Origin of the sequence: Candidatus Kapaibacterium sp. (genome assembly GCA_023957315.1) — a bacterium.
GTDB lineage: Bacteria > Bacteroidota > Ignavibacteria > Kapaibacteriales > UBA2268 > PGYU01.
In genome coordinates this window covers 298,679-318,714 of the sequence record JAMLHE010000004.1, presented here as the reverse complement: position 1 = coordinate 318,714, position 20,036 = coordinate 298,679, and the positions used below count along the sequence as shown (strand labels likewise).

The 20,036-nt window shown below is 38.6% G+C and carries 15 protein-coding genes; 9 read left to right on the top strand and 6 right to left on the bottom strand.

Annotated features, from left to right (window positions below; all coding sequences use genetic code 11):
• Positions 1-3,258: aryl-sulfate sulfotransferase (locus tag M9949_06545; GenBank protein MCO5251065.1), on the top strand; the 3,258-nt coding region annotated here is incomplete at its 5' end.
• Positions 3,259-3,318: 60 nt separating this feature from the next.
• Here the strand turns inward: M9949_06545 and M9949_06540 are convergent.
• Complete coding sequence (locus M9949_06540) at positions 3,319-4,041, bottom strand: RluA family pseudouridine synthase (GenBank protein ID MCO5251064.1); 723 nt, start codon at positions 4,039-4,041, stop codon at positions 3,319-3,321.
• Positions 4,038-4,919, bottom strand: coding sequence for a bifunctional methylenetetrahydrofolate dehydrogenase/methenyltetrahydrofolate cyclohydrolase FolD (folD, locus tag M9949_06535; GenBank protein MCO5251063.1), 882 nt, complete (start codon positions 4,917-4,919; stop codon positions 4,038-4,040). The genes M9949_06540 and folD overlap by 4 nt, the downstream gene beginning before the upstream one ends.
• Before the next feature lie 157 nt (positions 4,920-5,076).
• Here folD and dnaE point away from each other — a divergent pair, with 157 nt between their 5' ends.
• The 7 genes from dnaE to M9949_06500 all read left to right on the top strand — a co-directional run bounded on the left by dnaE (position 5,077) and on the right by M9949_06500 (position 13,649).
• Positions 5,077-8,547, top strand: coding sequence for a DNA polymerase III subunit alpha (dnaE, locus tag M9949_06530; GenBank protein MCO5251062.1), 3,471 nt, complete (start codon positions 5,077-5,079; stop codon positions 8,545-8,547).
• A 66-nt stretch (positions 8,548-8,613) separates the two neighbouring features.
• Positions 8,614-8,808, top strand: a complete 195-nt coding sequence (locus M9949_06525; GenBank protein MCO5251061.1) for a hypothetical protein — start codon at positions 8,614-8,616, stop codon at positions 8,806-8,808.
• A gap of 1 nt (position 8,809) precedes the next feature.
• Complete coding sequence (locus M9949_06520) at positions 8,810-10,108, top strand: hypothetical protein (protein ID MCO5251060.1); 1,299 nt, start codon at positions 8,810-8,812, stop codon at positions 10,106-10,108.
• Positions 10,109-10,120: 12 nt separating this feature from the next.
• Entirely contained in the window at positions 10,121-11,215 is a 1,095-nt protein-coding gene (lpxB, locus tag M9949_06515) for a lipid-A-disaccharide synthase (protein ID MCO5251059.1), read from the top strand.
• Positions 11,212-11,808 carry a DUF374 domain-containing protein gene (locus M9949_06510; GenBank protein ID MCO5251058.1) on the top strand — a complete coding sequence of 199 codons (597 nt, stop codon included), beginning with the start codon at positions 11,212-11,214 and terminating at the stop codon, positions 11,806-11,808. The genes lpxB and M9949_06510 overlap by 4 nt, the downstream gene beginning before the upstream one ends.
• Positions 11,809-11,847: 39 nt before the next feature.
• A complete protein-coding gene (lpxK, locus tag M9949_06505) occupies positions 11,848-12,873 on the top strand; it encodes a tetraacyldisaccharide 4'-kinase (protein ID MCO5251057.1) in 1,026 nt (341 codons plus the stop codon).
• Positions 12,870-13,649: a gamma-glutamyl-gamma-aminobutyrate hydrolase family protein gene (locus M9949_06500; protein MCO5251056.1), complete on the top strand. Its 780-nt coding sequence runs from the start codon at positions 12,870-12,872 to the stop codon at positions 13,647-13,649. Before lpxK ends, M9949_06500 begins: the two co-directional genes overlap by 4 nt.
• Here the strand turns inward: M9949_06500 and M9949_06495 are convergent.
• Complete coding sequence (locus tag M9949_06495; protein ID MCO5251055.1) at positions 13,639-15,564, bottom strand: hypothetical protein; 1,926 nt, start codon at positions 15,562-15,564, stop codon at positions 13,639-13,641. The two genes, M9949_06500 and M9949_06495, sit on opposite strands and share 11 nt — an antisense overlap.
• Before the next feature lie 43 nt (positions 15,565-15,607).
• Positions 15,608-16,423, bottom strand: coding sequence for a hypothetical protein (locus tag M9949_06490; protein MCO5251054.1), 816 nt, complete (start codon positions 16,421-16,423; stop codon positions 15,608-15,610).
• 114 nt (positions 16,424-16,537) lie between these two features.
• Here M9949_06490 and M9949_06485 point away from each other — a divergent pair, with 114 nt between their 5' ends.
• The gene (locus tag M9949_06485; GenBank protein ID MCO5251053.1) at positions 16,538-17,437 is read left to right on the top strand and encodes a DUF4835 family protein; all 900 of its coding nucleotides are present in this window, start codon (positions 16,538-16,540) and stop codon (positions 17,435-17,437) included.
• On the opposite strand, the gene M9949_06480 is transcribed toward M9949_06485, so the two are convergent.
• Together M9949_06480 and M9949_06475 are read right to left on the bottom strand one after the other, a co-directional pair.
• Complete coding sequence (locus M9949_06480) at positions 17,438-19,345, bottom strand: S49 family peptidase (GenBank protein MCO5251052.1); 1,908 nt, start codon at positions 19,343-19,345, stop codon at positions 17,438-17,440.
• 12 nt (positions 19,346-19,357) lie between these two features.
• Entirely contained in the window at positions 19,358-19,933 is a 576-nt protein-coding gene (locus M9949_06475) for a hypothetical protein (GenBank protein ID MCO5251051.1), read from the bottom strand.
• Positions 19,934-20,036 lie beyond the last annotated feature (103 nt).

The following is a 20,036-nucleotide window of genomic DNA, read 5'->3' as shown; positions in this document are numbered from 1 at the left end:
TCTCATCAACATACTGCCACAATTTTGCCAAATGGGAATCTGCTTTTATATGATAATGGTAATCTTAAATCCCCGCAATATTCGAGAGTAGTTGAGTATGCGATAGACGATATTAGAATGACTGCGACTAAAGTGTGGGAATATCGTTATAGTCCTGATATTTACCAACATTTCATGGGTGGCGTTGAACGTTTACCAAATGGGAATACTTTAATTAATTGGGGAGGAAGTAAAATTACCGAAGTCAAACCTGATAAATCTATAGCATTTGAAATCACATACTATGATGGCTATGTATATAGAGCTTACAAAGTTACTTCGATAGCAAATGCAACTTCGCGGCTTATTAATGTCCCGGGAGAATATAGTTTCAATTCTGAGGGGAATTATACAGGTGTATCGATAATAGTTTCAAACATTTCAAGCAGTAATGAAACATATATCCAAAAGCATGATTATCCGCCGCACACAGGTCATTTCAAGGATTCTACTTTCTCACAGATTTATCCCTATAGATGGGTCTTTTCAAGAAGTAATGTCGCCAATATTTCCGGCAAATTCAAGATTTCGAAAGTGGCTGTCCCGGAAATTGTAAATCCGGCTAAAACAACTATTTATAAAAGGGATAAAGAAACAGTAGGCGAGTTTTATGCACTTAAGACTACTTATAATGCTTCAACCGGAGAGATAATTGGCGATTTCCAGGGTTTCGGGGAGTTTGTTTTAGTATCCAATGCTTTGGATAAACCAATTTTAACTTCTCCAATAAATAGCAGTGATGCCGGCATTAGCGGTAAATTGATTTGGCAACCCGTTCAGGGAGCCCAAAACTATCAGATACAGATTGATACTTTGAATAGTTTTGCTCAACCTATTAGCAATAAAATTATTCTTGAGAATAACTCATCCAATTATGAAAAATTAAACTCGAATAGGAATTATTATTGGCGGGTAAGGGCATTAAATTCAAAAGACACATCCGATTGGTCAACAGTATATACTTTTAAAACCGTCAACATGAATACTGTGCTATTATATCCTAATGATGGTGCCGTTGGTATTACATTGTCAGATTCATTGGCATGGAATGCTCAATCAGAGTTGGATACTTACCACGTTCAAGTTTCTAAATCAGTTGATTTCAAACATCTTGAAATTGACTTATTAACACATTCTAAGCCAAAATTCGCTTTGAAGGATTTGGATTTCAACACTAAATATTTTTGGCGTATTAAAACCAACAATAATGATGTCGAGGGTGAATGGTCGCTTGTCAGGAATTTCACAACTACATTTGAAACACCAAGTTTAGTTTCACCTACCAACAATCGCTTAAATGTCACGATTCCTGTTGAATTTAAATGGTCATCACCGGTTACGGTTGATTCTTATACAATTGAAATTTCCGATACACAGGACTTCAAAAATCTGATTTATTCAAACAGTGATATAAGTTCTAACGCATTCGATGTTGAAGATTTAGAATATGGTTCGGATTATTTTTGGAGAATTAGGGCAAAGAAAGGTGAAATATTTAGTGATTGGACTCAATCTTTCGAGTTTGGTACACAATTAAAGACTCCAAATCTAATCTCTCCATTCGACAATGAGGATGAAGTCCAACTAACATCGAATTTAATATGGGAACTGACTGAACTCAATATTCAATACGCAATTCAAGTATCGAAATATGCTGATTTCTCCATTTTAATAATTGATACACTACTCTTCAGTCAAAATTCGCTCCCAATTAATTCGCTCCAATTGAACCAAACGTATTATTGGAGAGTGAAAACTGTCAATAATGTAAGACAAAGCACATGGTCTGATTCATGGAAATTCACTGTTTCAAGTACATATACTTTAAATGCTCCAAAACTTCTTTATCCTTGGAATTATTTCTATTCAAATATTGAAGGTATATTGATTTGGAGCAATGTTGATTCGGCTCAAAAGTACCGCTTACAAGTTTCGCGAGATAAGGATTTTAATAGTAGCACAATTGACCTATATGTGTCACAAGATACAAGTTATTGGTACTCAGGATTAGAATATGAGCAAGTATATTTTTGGAGGGTGAAATCTCTTAGTGAATCTGATAGTAGCAATTGGTCAAATACTTACCGATTTACATGTAATTCAAAAGTATTCAAACCAACACTTTTTAGACCAACTAACGATATGCTACAGTTGCCTATATCGGGGCGCTTACAATGGTACTGGATTCCCGCAATCGAATCGTACGCAATTCAACTCTCAGAAAATGAGGACTTTGCCAATTTATTGGTTGATTCTACAAATGTAATTAATTCGCGTTATGATTATTCAGACCTCAAGCACAACACTCAATACTTCTGGAGAGTGAGATTCAAACGCGATGGCGAAATAAGCGATTGGTCTAATGTTTGGACATTCAGAACTGTCACCGAAGATTCATTATCTCGACCGAATCCCTTATCACCTGCAGAGTTTGGAGGCATAAATCCACCCGATGGCGTCAAGTTTGTTTGGAATAAAATACCTGAAGCCGACCATTACATAATCTCAATTTCTGATAACAGGGGATTTGATGAAATTATAATCAAATCTGATATGCTAAATGATACTTCCTTCGTTTTTTCAGATTTTGAATACAAAAACTTCTACTACTGGCGCGTTTCGGCTGTCAATTCCAAAACGCAAAGTGCTTGGTCGAGCGTTCGGAGTTTTTATACTTACCTCGAAATTCCGGAGATAGTTTATCCCGTTGACAATTCCGTCGGCATTCCATATGACGGCAAACTTGCGTGGAATCACAATGATACTAATAATTACTTTAGAATTCAAATTTCAAAAAACAGCGAATTCAATGAAACGAACATCGTACTCGAGCTTGACAGTGTCCGCCAATTTAGCCATGATTACGTGCTGGAGCCAAACCAGAGCTATTACATGAGGATTCGTACATATAGTTTCTTCAACCGAAGCGTTTGGAGCGACCCAATAAGCTTTACAACAGGTAATACTACGAACGTTTACGACATTTTGCACAATCACGGTATAGCAGTATTCCCCAATCCGGCAACAGACTTTGTGCAAGTGTTGGCAACGGGAATAAAACTCTACAAAATAGTTGATGTGTTAGGTAACATTGTAATTCAACAAGCGGCGGACTTTAGTGACGAAATACGCATTGACTTATCCGAAATTCCAAATGGAGTCTATTTTGTAATAGTTAATAATAATAAATACCGTTCGATGTTTATCAAACGAGATTAAGAGAATTCATAATAATGCATTTGGAAACAATCGGTATAATTTTAAGCCGATTGTTTTCATTTATGCGCCATATTTACGCAATGATTTGAGCAAAACCTCGAAATCGAGAGGATATTCGGTATCGAAGCGAACTCTTTCGTTTTTAATTGGGTGAGTGAATTCGATTGATTTTGATTGCATAGTGATTCGCTTTATAATCGGCTTTTCGACCACGTCTTTTGGGATATTATACCGCCGTTTAAGCATCGAGAGGTAGAAAGCGTCCGCTTTGCCGTAATGCGGGTCAACCAACAATGGGTGCCCGATTGCCGCTACGTGTGCTCTTAATTGGTGTTGTCGCCCTGTAACGAGGTTGCATTCAAGCAATGTTGCTATCCGATACCGCTCTAAAACTCGTATTTCAGTTAGCGATTCTTTGCCTCTCGCAGAAGGAATGACCCCGCCTTTTCCGGCAGGGTCTGTCAATAATGGAATATCTATAGCTAAATCGTCTTTCATCAGCTTGCCGGAAATAACCGCATGGTAAAGCTTTGTAACTTCACGGTTCTCGAATTGGTCATTAAGTGATTTATGACTTATCGCGGTTCTCGCAAAGACCATAACACCGCCGGTATCGCGGTCTAATCTGTGAACTGTATAAACTTCACCATAAATGCTACCCAAAAAATCCAAAGCATTGGGCAATAATTTGTTGAATCGGTCAGGAATCGAGAGCAATCCAGCCGGTTTGTCAATTACGACAATTTCATCGTCTTCGAATAATATTGTGCTTTCAAGATTCATCGCGATTGCATTATTGCGGCTTCGAGCGTATTGTACATCAGCATTGTAATAGTCATCGGTCCAACGCCGCCCGGAACAGGTGTTATTAGCGACACTTTATCATATACATCATTGAAATCAACATCGCCTGTCAAACGGTAGCCTTTTTCGGTGCCGGGAGCTTCTACTCTGTTCGTGCCGACATCAATAATAACAACACCCTCTTTAATCATATCTCTTTTGATAATTTCAGGTGCTCCTGCGGCGGCAATCAATACATCTGCTTGGCGAGTATAATAGGCTATATCCTGCGCTGCTGTATGACAAATAGTGACAATCGCATTTGCATCTTTGTTTTTTTGGTATAACAAATTTGCAATCGGCTTGCCCACAATATTGCTTCTGCCCAACACTACAGCATGTTTGCCTTTGAGCGATACATTGCTCCGTTTCAATAATTCCATGATTCCGGCAGGGGTGCAGGCTTGCAAGCAAGGAATTCCGGCTACTAATTTACCGACATTTACAGGATGGAATCCGTCAACGTCTTTGTCAGGGTTGATTCTCTTGATGACTTCCATATCGCTAACGTGCTTCGGAAGCGGCATTTGGACAAGTATTCCGTGAATGTCGGGGCGGTTGTTCCACTCATCAATCATTGCTAAAACTTGCTCTTGGCTTGTAGTTTCGGGCAATCGCTCTATTAGCGAATAAAAGCCAAGTTTTTCGCAAGTTTTTGCTTTCATTCCCACGTAAACTTCCGATGCAGGGTCATTGCCTACTATCATCAACGCAAGTCCGGGAATTATTCCTGTGCTTTCTTTAAATGCAGTTGCCTTTGAAAAGATTTCTTCTCTGATGTCTTGGGAAATTTTCTTCCCGTCAATAATTTTTTCCATATTTTAATTTGCTCTAATATAAGACTTTTACAAAATCCAAAATACGATTTTTCGACTTAACTTTGACCGTTTAGAAGAATTTGTTGAAAACTTTTCAACTGAAATCAATATCTTGTACTTGAAAAAATTACTAATCAAAATTAAGTTTCGAGTCAAAATGTCATCTTACGTTCATTTACACAATCACACTCATTATTCATTATTAGATGCTGCTACAACTCCATCTCAGCTAATTGACGCTGCTATTGCAGACGGACAAGAAGCAATCGCATTGACTGACCACGGCAATATGTTTGGCGCAGTCGAATTTTTCAACTATGCCAAAAAAAAATCTATCAAACCGATTATCGGAATGGAAGGCTATATCTCAGTCGGTTCTCGCTTTGAAAGAATCGCAACAAATAAAAACGAAAAAATCCGCAACTATTTTCATATACTCTTGCTCGCCAAAAACCAACAAGGCTACAAAAATTTGATTAAGCTCTCATCGCTGGCATATACCGAAGGTTTTTACTATCGCCCACGAATTGACAAGGAATTGTTAGAAAAGTATCACGAAGGACTGATTTGCACTTCAGCATGTATGGGAAGTATGGTAAACGCTTGGATTTTAGATGGTAATTACGAAAAAGCCTATTCGGAAGCAAAGTATTACAAAGATATGTTCGGAGATGATTTTTATCTCGAAATCCAAAATCACGGGCTTGAAAACGACCCGTTGATTCTGGAAAAAGTTCCTCGTATGGCTCGTGAATTGGATATCAAAATGACTGTCAGCAACGATATTCATTACCTCAAGCCCGAACATGCTATTGCTCATAACGTTTTGCTGAGTATCAAAGATGCAAATCCGGCGAACGGCAAGTTCATGAATATACTTGAACTCCGCTATGGAAAGCCGGAATTTTACTTCAAGTCGTCCGAACAAATGAAACAATTATTCAAGGACTACCCCGATGCAATCGCAAATACAGTCGAAATAGCCGACAAATGCAATTTTGAAATTGATAAAACGCGCGTCTTTCCTGATTTTCCACTACCCAAGGAAACAGAGGCAACAAATTTAGATGATTATTTACGCGAGCTTGTTTATGAAGGTTTAACCAAAAAATACAATTCTGTTACTAATGAAATCCGCCAAAGAGTAGAATACGAGCTGAAAGTAATTATAGATATGGGTTTTTCGGGCTATTTTTTGATCGTGTGGGATTTCATAGTGGCAGCGAATAGACTTGGCGTCCGAGTTGGTCCCGGACGTGGTTCGGTTGTAGGTAGTGTTGTAGCATATGCTTTAGACATTACTCTTGTTGACCCATTGCCATATGATTTGCTTTTTGAAAGATTCCTGAATCCTGAACGCTTCACAATGCCTGATATTGATATTGATTTCAACGATGAAAAGCGCGGGCTGGTGATTGACTACGTAAAGAATAAATACGGCGAAAAAGCCGTTGCTCAAATCGTTACATTCGGAAAATTAACTACTAAAGCCGTTATTACTGATGTGGGGCGCGTTTTAGGTGTTGACCTAAGCACTATTCGGAAAATTACTAAGTTGATACCTGTGAATTTGGGTAAAGTAACACCTCTCGAAAAAGCCCTTGAACTCAAAGAATTACATTGGGTGAAAGATTCCCAAGACCAAAAAATCCAAGATTTGATTGAATATTCATTATTGCTCGAAAACAAAAATCGTCATACAGGGATTCATGCCGCCGGAATCGTTATTACGAAAGGGGAGATTACCGATTATGTACCGGTCTATAAGCCAAAGGAAAGCGACGAAGCCGTTGTAGATATGGCTACTCAGTATAGTATGGGCGAATTGGAAGACGTCGGGCTCTTGAAAATGGACTTCCTCGGGCTCAAAACACTTTCAATTATTGACCATACACTTGATATGATTGAAAAAAATCATGGCATAAGGATAGATTTAGAAAAAATTGATTTTGAAGATAAATCGACATACGACATGATTTCTGAAGGCGATACTACTGCAATTTTCCAATTTGAATCCGACGGTATGCAAGAATATCTCAAACGTCTCAAGCCTCATAATCTGGAAGAACTTACGGCGATGAACGCTTTGTATCGTCCGGGTCCGATGGAAAGCATTCCTTTGTTTATTGACCGAAAACACGGTCGCAAGCCCATTACTCTGCTTCACCCGATAATGGAAAAAGTGCTCAAAACAACATATGGTATCATCGTTTATCAAGAGCAGGTCATGCAGTTGGTGCAAGTCATAGGCGGATTTTCACTGGGTCAAGCCGATATTTTGCGTAGAGCTATGGGCAAGAAAAAAGTCAAAGAAATGGAATCTATGAAACCGGACTTTGTAAAAGGGGCTGCGGAAAAGGGCATTTCTAAATCTACAACTATGGAAATTTGGGATTTGATAAATAAATTTGCTGATTATGGATTCAACAAGTCACATGCCGTAGCTTATTCATATCTCGCTTTCCAAACTGCATGGCTCAAAGCTCATTACAGAGCCGAGTTTTTCGCTGCAAACATGACTTCGAAACTCAATGAACTATCTCAAATTATCAAACTTGTTGACGAAGCCGAAAAATTCGGGATTTCGGTGGTGCCGCCCGACATCAATAAATCTGATTCGGTGTTCGTAGTCTCGGAAAACAAAATATATTTTGCCTTATCTGCACTGAAAAATATCGGAGTCTCCGCAGTACAACATATCGTCGAAAAGAGACAAGAAAAGCCATTTGCATCATTTTTCGATTTTGTAAGGCGAATTGATTCGAAATTTATAAACAAACGCGGACTTGAATCGCTTGTTTGCAGCGGTGCATTTGATTCTGTCGAAAATAACAAACGGCGCGCCCTGTATGATTCTATCGAATTGGCTCTCGAATTTTCCAAACGAGTCAATGATGGCTCGGATGGCGAGGAAAGCTTGTTCGGTGCCGATGTGGTAGAAATTGACGTCGTCGAACCAACGCTTCCCGATGTTGAAGAATGGTCGGAACGCGAAAGGCTCAAACACGAATACGAGGTAATGAATTATTATGTCACCGGTCATCCACTCAATTCATATGAACCATTTATAACAGCTTTTTCGACAAAATTAGAAAATGGTGACGTGAGTAATCCTATCGGTTCGAGTCTGAGTTTTTGTGGTTCGGTGAGTGGCATTCGTCGCAGAAATGATTCGAAAAATAACACATTTGCCTTTGCCGAAGTTGAAAATTTGCAATATAAAGCTGAAATGCAAATATGGAGCAGAACTTATGAAAGTTTTGGGCATTTACTCAATGAAAATAGTGTGCTGGTTTTTCGGGGGAAATTGACTGAAATTGAAGATAAGTATAAAGTAAATGTAGAAGAGATTTATAATTTGCATGATGCAATGAGCCGATATACCAAGGGTTTGAATATCCGAATCTTAGTTGATAAATATGATTTAAGCATAGTTAATGAAATTAAAAATCTATTGACACGTGATTTCGGCACCGATATTAAAATTACATTCAATATCGAGAACAAGGACAAAAGTTTGCGGAAAACTTACGCAGTTTTTGGTTTTCATGCCAAATATGATGTCGAATCTATTATGAAACTTTGCGATTTGGTTGGCAGCAACAATGTCCGTTTTGAATTGAAATAACACTCATTTTTAGTGTTTTTCGTTTGTTTAGAGAAGTTTTGATACAATATTAAAAGGAGTTTGAAAATGAAAAAAATTATATCCTGGGCAATTGCAATTTTCGTTGCATATATATTTGCAAAATTGATTTTCTCTGTTTTGAGTGTTGCATTTGATATTCTTGTGTTTTCTTTCGTAACCATTATCTTTGTTGGATTGTTGGCAGTTTTCGCAATTCCTTTATACATAATTGTCAGAAAACAACTTTTTTCGGGGAAATAACTTGAAAACATTCGCCTCCTTTTGCATTGCAATAGTTTGTATTGCAATCATGATTCCTTCGCAGACAAAAGCACAACAAACATCACAAGATTATACAATTGAATTGGCTCGACTTTTTTCGCAAGACCTTTTTGAAAGTAACGGCGTATTATTCATGGAACCAGTGGTAAAAATGATAAATGCCACTTCTAATTCCAGATTTTTCAGTTCAGCCTATATTCCCAAGAAAGTTGATAAGCCATATTACCGAATTGGTGTCCAATCCATGCTCGGATTTGTAACGGATGATTTGCGTTCGTTCACACCTGTTATGCCGTCAAAAGAGTATGATTTTAATGATTTGGGCGAGTTCATTGGTTTCAATATTTTAACCGGCGAAATTACGCGACTTGATACAGCCAAATTGATTCATTATATTTTCCTGAATATGATGCATGACGGTGTCCACGGCAAAAACAAGGGATTAATCCAAACACCAAACTCCGCTTCGACTGCTATGGGTACCGGCGATACTAAATTTATTTTGCCACATGAGAGTTTGGATTCGCTTTTCAAGGCACATCCCTTGTATAATTTCCCACAAATGCCGCAATTCCTGAAGGATACGATAAATTCTGCAATTTATCAGTTTCCGACTGAATTTACGCTCTACGGCGGCAATGATTTGTCTGCTATTTTTGCGGCTGTCCCTCAGATTGAAATTGGTTCGCTTTATGGCACGGAATTGTTGATTCGGCTTATTCCTCCTGTTGACCTTGGCGAAACAGTCGGTAAATTTGCTTTTTGGGGACTTGGCTTGAAACATAGTATTTCGCAATATTTGCATGATAATCACAGCACTTTGGCTAATTTTGACGAACCTGTCAATCCCTATGACATAGCTGTGCAAGTGGTTTATCAGGGAACTTCTCTTAAAAATACAGTCGGAATTACCAAAGCTGATTTGGAAGCTAACGCAACAATTTACAATGCTAATTTGCACGGTAGCTATAATTTGGGCGGAGGTTTTGAAGCTTATACCGGAGTGGGTTTCGAGCAAATCACAATCAATTCGACGTATAAATACTTTTTGCCTGTCGAAATTCAGTGGCAACTCGGGCTGCTCGAGCAAGGTAAAAGCGAGCCTACTCCTGGTTATCCGGGTGACCAAAATCCACAAAGTACCGATTTGACCTTTACTGACACAAATATTAAGTGGACGATAGGGATGACGGCAAAATTTGGTAATATCAGGACAATTTTGGATTATAGTTTGAGCAAATTTAATGTCCTTAGTTTCGGGTTAGTTTACGAATTATAAGGGATTCCTTTTTTGAAACGCTACTTCATAATTGCCGGTGACCCTTCAGGGGATTCACACGGTGCCTTGCTAATTCGCGAAATTCGTAAAATCGAACCCCAAAGCCGCTTTTATGGCATCGGTGGTTCGGCGATGCTCGCCGAAGGATTCGATTCCATCATACCTCAGAGCAGCGTGTCAGTTGTCGGATTCTGGGAAGTCCTGAAAAAATATTCATTCTTCAAAAATTTGCTCAATCGCTGCCAAGCAATTTTACTCAACGACAAACCCGATGCCTTCATTCCAATTGATTACCCGGGTTTCAATATCCGAATGGCAAAATACGCCAAATCAATAAATATTCCCGTAATTTATTACATCGCTCCGCAACTTTGGGCTTGGGGTAAAGACAGAGCAAAACAACTCGTTGGCAACGTTGACAAACTCCTTACAGTTTTTCCCTTCGAGACCGAATTTTTTGCGCGATTTGGCATTAATACCGATTTCGTAGGTCATCCATTGCTTGATAATCCCGATTTTGAGAATATTTCTCAGCTCGAAAGGGAAAATAAATTGGCTTTTTTTCCGGGAAGTCGGGAGCAAGAAGTGGTCAAACATTTGAATCTTTTCACGAAAATTTTACAAGAAACAGGTATTCAAAATGAATTTCCGATTTCAGTCGCAAAAGCTAAAAATGTCCCGAATACTGTTTATGATTCATTTGCTTCTCAATTTAAAAACATTAATTTCGAAAGTGATTCTGCAAATTTACTCAGAACCGCAAAAGCGGGTTTCATCAAAACCGGGACTTCAAATTTAGAGGCTTGCTTGGCTGAACTGCCTTTTGCGATGTACTACAAAACTTCAATTCTTTCGTATGTTATTGCCAAAAATCTTGTAAATTTGGAGCATATTTCAATAGTAAATATTTTGACCAAACGCAATACAATCCGAGAATTTGTCCAAAATGATATCGAACCCAAAACCGTCGCCAAGCACCTCCGGCAATTGATGACTGATGATGCTGCACGCAACGCAATGATTGATGAATTTAGAGAAATCAGAACCTATCTCGGCGGTCCGGGCGCATCGAATCGTGCAGCAAAAATCATAAGCGAATTCAAATGACAGAATTGAAAATCAAACATAGAATTTTCATAAAACTCGTCAATTTGCTGAGCAATACTTGGCGATTTCATGTTAATTACAACATGCCCACAAAGCCGGCAATAATCCTTTTTTGGCATGGATTAATGCTGCCCGGTTGGAAATTCTACGAGCGCCGCGATGCAAATGCACTCGTCAGCACCAGCAAAGACGGGGAAATACTGACAAATTTGCTCCAAAAATGGGATTACAATATACTTCGTGGTTCGTCCTCGCGGCAGGGAAAGGAAGCCCTTGAGCAAATGATTGAAATCGCTCCCAAAGGCTTTCTGCTCATCACACCCGACGGTCCCAGAGGTCCTTCGCAAGAGATGAAAGCGGGTGCTGTCGTGACTTCCGTCAAATCGCAAGTGCCGATTTATCTATGCGGAATCAAAATTGCCAAGAAAATTACATTCAAAAAAAGTTGGGACAAATTTGAACTGCCCATGCCATTCAGCAAAATTGAACTCACTTTCGATGGTCCACATTTGTTTCCACAATCATCAAGCCGTGAAGAAATTTCATCTTTTATTCAGGATTTAAACTCAAAATTGTTATATTTACTGAAGTGATATTTTGTAAATTTTGTTTTAGATTGTTTGAAAAATGATATGATTAAAACTTTAGCTTCAAAAATATATGGAATGGTTGTCGGCTCGATTAACAAAAAGCACGATGAAAACGAGCCGATTTATCAATGCAAAGTCCCGGTTATCAGCGTCGGTAATTTGACCGTCGGCGGCACCGGGAAGACTCCCTTTGTTCAGATGTTGACTAAATTTTTCCTAAGCAAAAATCTCAAAGTGGGAATCATTGGCAGAGGCTATAAAAAGGATTTGAAAGGCGAAGTCATCGTCGGCGACGGCGAAAGCATTCTCGCAACGGCTGATGAAGGTGGCGACGAAATGCTTTTGTTGGCACAAACGCTCAAAGTTCCGGTAATCGCCCATGAGAAAAAATATCTTGCTGCGAAAAGTATGGAAGAAAAATTTGACGTTGATTTGATTATTGTTGATGATGGTTTCCAACATCGTAATTTGCATCGCGATATTGATATTTTGTTGCTCGATAGGGAAACGGTCGAAAATCCCGAATTAATCCCCAAAGGGAAATTGCGTGAGCCATTGGATTCGATTGAACGCGCCGATGTTATTTGTCTCGCCGGAATTACGGATTTGGACGAGGAAATAATGAAATTTATCAATCCCGAAAAAATAATTATTAAAGTTAAGCCAATAAATGCTAATCCCTACGAACTTGGGAATAAAGTTCCTCTTAAATTTTCAAAAATCAAGGAAATCCAGGAATTGCTTCTTCCATTTGCCGGTATCGCCAAACCAGACCGATTCTTCAATATGTTAGAAGGCATGAACTACAAATTTACGAGCACTAAAGAATTTTCTGACCATCATAAATATAGTGAGTCAGATATTCAAAAATTAATTTCACTCGCTACAAAATCAGGTACAAAATTTTTGGCTACGACTGAAAAAGATGCAACTAAGTTAAGCGAATTCAAAGATTTATTAGATTCTGCAAACATCACTTGCTATGTATTTCCAATTGCGCTCACAATTTGGGACGGCAAGAATCCTTTTTTCAAATTATTAAACTCAGTCATCAAGGTCAAAAAATGAGAAAATTTTTGTTTTTCGCTTTGCTCATAGTCATTTGTGTGGCATGTGCACCGAAAGAAAAGCCACTAATCATAGCACTTTCCAAGGGTGCAGGCTCGGAAAATTACGAGAAATATGAAAAATGGCTCAAAAGCTACAATCCAAATATCGAGTGTATCGATTTATTTTTTATCGATAGAGACGAAGCCCTGAAAGTTCTTGAAATGGCTGATGGCGTTGTCCTGACCGGTGGTCCCGATGTTCACCCATTCCATTATGGCAAAGATTTCGATACTTCACGCTGTGAAATTGACTTAGTTCGCGACACTCTCGAATTTGAAATTATTCGTATTGCTCGAAGCAAAGGCATCCCAATGCTCGCTGTATGCCGAGGAGCCCAAATAATTAATGTAGCCTTTGGTGGAAGCTTGATTGTAGATATACCCGAAGATACAGATTCAGAAGTGATTCACCAAGTTGAAGAGGGAGATGCGATGCATGAAATTTTTATAGAAGATAGCTATCTTTCAAAAATTTCCGGCGTCAGGAAAGCGAATGTAAATAGCAATCATCATCAAGCGGTTGATGCTCTCGCTTCCGGATTAAAAGCCACGGCTCGAACTGCGGACGGACTTGTTGAAGCATTCGAATACTCGGACCAAAAATCAAATTTTATGATTGCTGTTCAGTGGCATCCTGAGAGAATGGATAGTTCAGACACTTTATCTGCGAGCATTGCGAAAGAATTTTTGCATCATTCCGAAAAATTCAGACAAGCGAAATCGCTTACAAAGTAAATTCCAAAGTTACGAATACTCGGCTTTCAGCATTGCCACTTATTTCATCATAAGCCGAACTGACCGTTTTTACGTAATTTTTTGATGTGTCCGCATATCTCAAACGCAAGGTCACTTGCTTGATTGGCTTAAGATTTACATAAATGAAGCTCCTGTTGCCCTGCCCAAACAGAGCCGGAGAATTCGAATAGCCGGGCATAACCGACTCGTATTGCCAAATTGATGAATTATACGAATCTGTATCAAATAATGAAATTCTACCGCCAAAAGTTAAATAATCCGTTGCTTCAGTTTTGATTTCAAAAAATGCTCCCACGCCGCTTTCATTCGGGATTTTGCTTTCATACTCGAGATAAACATATTCAACTCTGCACCTGAACATCAATCGCGGGTTTGGCTTGTATGCCCAATCAGCCCTCAACTGATATTTATTTTTTTGCCCTAAGTGCCTCAAATCCTCTGAATCAGTCACTGCGGATGTGATTTCCTTGTGTCGCCCTTTGAAAGTTACCAGAATTCGTTCCAGCCCCGAATACTGCACTTCCAACATCTTGTCCGTACCTTTGATAGTGCCCGGGATAGTATATGTTCTGCCATGACTTCGGAATAAGTCAATATATGTGTTCAAAACGACTGAATTTGAGGCTCTGATACGCGACCCGAAATATAAACCACTTTCGTTTGCAGGGCTATAAAATTCTCCGAAATTATTGCCGTAAGGACTTCGGAAATTTTTATCATAATTTCTATAATGCATAGCGAATTCAATATCTTTCAACTTGTAAATCGCTGCTAATTTTGCTCCGAGATTTTGTTTGGCATCGAAACCAAATTCCCCACCCAACATGAAATCATAATACCTATAAAATGAATAGACTGAACCCAACAAACCTTCCTTACCGTTAAATGTTGAAATTGACTGTGAATCAATCGGTTTGGAAAATTCCACATACATACTGTTAAATCCCAAAGTGAAATTCGTTCGGACGATTTCGAGATTCATTCCGCCAATTTCTTCTACCACAGCATTTTGCTTCGCAATTTCATTATCGGTGCGATATAATCCGCTGATATAAATTGATGTAATTTCGCCACTTTCTTCGTCCAAACTACCTGCAAGATTTTTGTATGAATAAAAGGCTCTGACATTCAAATTTGTATTTTTGCCAAGGAAAATATTTGAAGTGCCGCCCCAACCTCTGAAATTGCCATATTGAAGTGATGAGCGCCACGGATTGAAGCCATTGCCACGTTGTAATGCTGCATCAATAGCGTCCCATGATTTATTTTGGCTGAATGGTGCCCAAGTTAGCAAACCCATCCCGCTATTAAAGCTGAAATCGCCGATTATTAATCGTGCATTTCGGGCATGCATGCCTAAATGGAAACTTGTGAAACTTTCAGAATAAATTTCTCCGGGCTCTTTTTTGACTAAAACACCTCCGTAGAAGTCGGCAATTTCAGTTTCTTGGCTCAATAAAAGTCTATTATATAAATCATACGATGGTCCCGCATAAATCTCTTCAGCAATTCCTCTCGTTTCCTGTAATCTCTCTCTGAATCTACTTCTAAACTGAACATTTCTGCCTTTTGATTTCCCGCGAATATATGTCGTCTCTTTCAGAATCAATTCGATTTCATGAGGAATTTCGAGCATTTTGCAAATTTCCTCGATTGATATTTCAGGATTTTTAACAACAATTGTAATTATGTTATCAGCCATCATCAAATCAATACCGGGAATTCGGGACAAATCAGCATTAGTCACATTTCGGAGATTCATTTTGTTTTCGCGAAGATATTCGAGCATGGTTAAATCAGGATTTTCATTGGTTTCGATTGCGATTTCCTCGAAATATTTCCCCTCATCGTATTCTTGTGCTTTTATGTAGAATGTGGATATTAAGCACAGCATCAGACAAATCACGCAATATTTGAATATGATTTTCATGCTGCCGTCAATAAGTCAGTGACATTCCTATCATTGGCGATATGCCCAAAATGCTGTTGTATTGGGTCAATAACACAAAATCTATCGAGTAAATATCTTTTATCAAAATTCCGGCTTCAACGAATGAGGGAGAGTTCCTCCATGCAATTCTCAAATCTGCAAATTCAAAGACCGAATATTTAAAAGCTAAAGCTATTGCGGATTTGTGAGTAATATCAATTATCGCGTCTGCGTCTATTTGGGCGTCCTCCATAATTTGGTACGAAACTCCAATCACAGCCGTTTGCCAAATATAAAGCGAGTCGCTCCCATAAGATGATTTGAGCAAATTCCGCAAGTAAAATCCGGCATCCAAATCGTCGGTGATTGATAATTTGCTCCCGATATGTACTGAAAATACTGATTGCGACGAGAATCTGTCAATATTGATTGTGCTGTAATCTGCTGCAACGCCAACGAGAATTTTATCGGATAATTTAGTGCTGTAGCCTAATTCGGCGGAATATTCGTTGTATAAATTATTGCCGATGTAGAAAAAACTTGAATTGATAAAATGATTCTCCGACAGTCCGAACTGAAAATTGATTTCTGCAGGTGTAAGCTCTTTGATGCCGAATCTATACGGTGAAATTCTTAAATCCGAGTTGAAGAATTTGTCGGATAATTCATTCGCAGGATTCTTTGAATATTTGAATAATGATGCTTTAGCAGTTGCCGATGGAATTGGGTCCAAAATATATTTACCGAAAATCTGTGAAAGTAAGATTTCCGGAGTCAGCAAAAACATAACAAGGACAATTTTGAAAATTTGGCACGGATTCATGAATGATTTTCCGACAAATCTAAACTATTAGTCAATTATTTCGTTTTAGTTTTAGTACTTTGTGTGAAATTACTTATTTTTAGTAAAATAATCAAGAACAAAATTGGAAATATCATGAATTATTTGAAAATACTTGTTGTTTTTGTGCTAGCCACCTTTGCCATCAAAGCTCAAGAAATTGATGCTACTGTTTCGGTAAATATGGAGGTCATTCCTGAAGAATATCGGACAAATATAATGTCATTGCAAGGCGATGTCGAAACATATCTTAACAACCAAAGATTTACGAGCATTGAATGGGAGGGACCGAAAATCCCGATTGAAGTGAATATTGCAGTAACCGGCGGTATGCAAAACAAATATGCAGCACAGTTGTTCATCGCATCTAAACGCTATATTTACGGGCAAGAAGGCGGTATGTCGGTCGCTTTGAAATTGATTGACCGAACTTGGGTTTTTGAATATAATCGTGGAGCTATGCTTTCCTACAATCCTTCGCGATATAATGAATTTACTTCTTTGCTCGATTTTTACATGCTTTTAATCATCGGATTTGACCTTGATACATACGAAACACTCAGCGGAAGCCGTGTGTATGAAGCAGCACGTATGATTGTTACGATGGGTGCAGCTTTTGGTGCCGATGGTTGGCAAACTACTGCAACTCCGGGCGAATTTACTCGCTATACGCTGATTTCGGAATTGACCGATATGAAATTCGAGCCATTGCGTAAATTAGTCTTCAGCTATTACTATGACGGATTAGACGTTATGGCAGAAGACCGAGAACAAGGACTTTCGAATTTAGCGTTTGTAATCCAAGAGATGGCAGATTTCAAAGACAAAAAACTCTCAAGTCCTTCTGTGTTGATTCAAGCTTTTTTCGATGCGAAGGCGCCGGAATTAGCTGATATGTTCAAAGGCTACAAAAAACACCCGGGCGTTTTCCGTGATTTGATGTATTTGGACCCTTCAAATTCGCAAATTTACGACGAAGCTCAACAGGGTAGATAATTATTTGACTATATCCCAATAATCTATAGAAAGCATTGGCATTGGTTTGCCGTTGTTTTGAAGCAAGAAATCTAATGTAGAGATTTCTTGCTTTGTTTTTTCAACGTTGATTCCAACCATGTTTGAAATAAAGGGGATTAGGTCGAACATTTTAGGAGTCGGGAATTCATCAATTGTGTATCTTTCGCCTTTTTTTATTCCGGCTTTTTCCTTAGCTAATTGAATTGCATCGTCCAAACCGCCGATTTTGTCCACCAAACCATTTTTCTTAGCATCAGCTCCTGTCCAAATTCTCCCTTGAGCGACTACTTCGACATTATCTTTTGGCATCTCCCTTCCTTCAGCCACAAGAGTGATAAACTTGTCATACAATGCCATGATTTCTATTGTACGTTGGTCTAATTCATCAGTAGTTAAATTCCGTATCGGCAATCCAATTGGGATAATCGGCAAGGTATATGATTGTCCCATATCGGAATATTTACCTCTTTTTATCATATCGTAACCTATGCCGAGTGTATCTTGCAAGCCTTTGTCGTAAACCCATGCTCCAATTACGCCAATCGAACCGGTAACAGTAAATGGCGAAGCCACAATTTCATCTGCATTCATCGAAAGCCAATAACCACCGGAAGCTGCTACCATCCCTTGTGTAACTATTACAGGCTTTACATCTTTTTCAAATGCAAAAAATGATGCCCATATAGAGTGGTCAAATCTTACATTTTTTACATTGACAATTTTAACTTTGTCTTTTCTTTCACTGAGTAATTTTGAAATATAATCTGAAGCCAAAGCATCACCGCCCGGAGAATCCACTCTTAAAATCAATGCCGAATATGAGGATTTCTCTAATATCCATTTGATTGTTTCGGCTGCTTCTCGTGCTTTGATTCCTTCGTCCATATCGCAAACACCGGTCAGATAATAAATCGCGATTTTTTTCTTGGGTGCACCCCATTGGTCGTCTATAGGTTCTTCGAGATATTGTCTGTATCCGATTGGAACTACTCCGGCAATTCGATAATCTCTTGATGTTTTCTTTTGCATATCCATCCAACGCCCCATTTCGTCTGCCAATTTTTCTGCAATTGCATCACTCGGGAAATATCCGATTTTCGAGTCAACAATCCTGTCAAAATCGCTCTGGCTAATTCTTCGGGAATTACAGATTTCTAAACGTGTAGTTTCGTACCACGAATCTACTAAAGCTTGGCGTTGTTCACGTTCACCTTCGGACATTTCAGTCCGTGTGTAGTCTTCGAAAGCCGATTTGTATTTGAAAAATCTCAATTCTTCAAATCCTACTCCCAAATTATCAAACATACGCTTATAATAGCTCCTGCCAGAAGCATATCCCTTAATACTGACGTATCCCATTTCATCAATGATGATTTTATCCGCTACTGATGCCAAGTGATACAAATCAATCGAGGCTCTGTCAATATATGCTACAATTGTTTTGCCCGAATTTTTAAATTCGAGTAATTTGTTTCTAATTTCCCAAATCATGGATTTATTTGCTGAAAAATTAGTCAAATTGACCACCATGCCTTTGATATACTTATCTTTTATTGATTCATCAATAAGGTATATCAAATCAATTAATGTCATCGAATCATCAAACCAACGATTTCGTTGATATTTAATCGTACCTGACAAATCCAATGCTACAAACATATCTTCCGACAAAACATCATCTGTAAATGTCCTATCATTTCCAAACATTCTTAATCCAATCGCAGATTGTGCGAACCCGTCCGACGAATTTGAAACCTGATTATAACCCATGCCATATCTGCCAAAACTGACATCTACACCCAATGAATAAACTTCATCGCTGAAATATCGCCCATTGGCTCTGATTCCCAGTGCAAATTCCCATGACAAGCCACCGCTGTAGTTCAATTCGACAAATTTTTATCGTCGAATAATGACATCCATAAAAATGTCATCGGGTAGTCGGTAAATGGGCGTTGCGATTTCTGCAACTGTTTCAGCATGGGAATTCATCAACGAGAAGCCATGATTGAACGCCAAGGATAAATTTCCGTTTGGACGAATTAACATCCCAACTTGCATCATGTCACCGAAACCGTATTTACTGCCATGATTATTTGTCCAACCGTATGACAAGCCCATCCCAAAGGTTTTGCTGCCAAAGCTTTGCGAGATGCGGTAATCATAAGCCGGTTTTCCGTCGTAAAAACGCGACATTACACCAAATCCTGTTCCACCAAGTCCGGTGAACAAGCCCCAGCGTTTGAACCCAATTATATTTTCTTGGCTTGAAATTATCCCCAACATGTCTAAGCTACTTCGATTGTAGTTCAATATTGCCGGATTATCGAATCCATATAAACCAAATTTGAAAGCTCCCGATGATGCTTGCATAAAATCGCGCATTTCGTAATAAGTGGTGAAGCTCTTTTGTGAAAATGAATTGTAGGTAGAAAGCAGTACCAGTCCTGTGATGAGAAGTATTATTCGTTTCATAAATTTAACCTTGACTCTAATAGTGTATATTTTTAAAAATAATCTTTTCTATTTTATTAATAATACTTTACAATATTACGAAAGATTCTTGGTTTATTAAATT

Coding starts and splice junctions, on each gene's coding strand:
- M9949_06540 (MCO5251064.1), bottom strand. CDS start 4,041: ATGAATCTTGAAAGCACAATATTATTCGAAGACGATGAAATTGTCGTA.
- folD (MCO5251063.1), bottom strand. CDS start 4,919: ATGGAAAAAATTATTGACGGGAAGAAAATTTCCCAAGACATCAGAGAA.
- dnaE (MCO5251062.1), top strand. CDS start 5,077: ATGTCATCTTACGTTCATTTACACAATCACACTCATTATTCATTATTA.
- M9949_06525 (MCO5251061.1), top strand. CDS start 8,614: ATGAAAAAAATTATATCCTGGGCAATTGCAATTTTCGTTGCATATATA.
- M9949_06510 (MCO5251058.1), top strand. CDS start 11,212: ATGACAGAATTGAAAATCAAACATAGAATTTTCATAAAACTCGTCAAT.
- lpxK (MCO5251057.1), top strand. CDS start 11,848: ATGATTAAAACTTTAGCTTCAAAAATATATGGAATGGTTGTCGGCTCG.
- M9949_06500 (MCO5251056.1), top strand. CDS start 12,870: ATGAGAAAATTTTTGTTTTTCGCTTTGCTCATAGTCATTTGTGTGGCA.
- M9949_06495 (MCO5251055.1), bottom strand. CDS start 15,564: ATGCTGTGCTTAATATCCACATTCTACATAAAAGCACAAGAATACGAT.
- M9949_06490 (MCO5251054.1), bottom strand. CDS start 16,423: ATGAATCCGTGCCAAATTTTCAAAATTGTCCTTGTTATGTTTTTGCTG.
- M9949_06485 (MCO5251053.1), top strand. CDS start 16,538: ATGAATTATTTGAAAATACTTGTTGTTTTTGTGCTAGCCACCTTTGCC.
- M9949_06475 (MCO5251051.1), bottom strand. CDS start 19,933: ATGAAACGAATAATACTTCTCATCACAGGACTGGTACTGCTTTCTACC.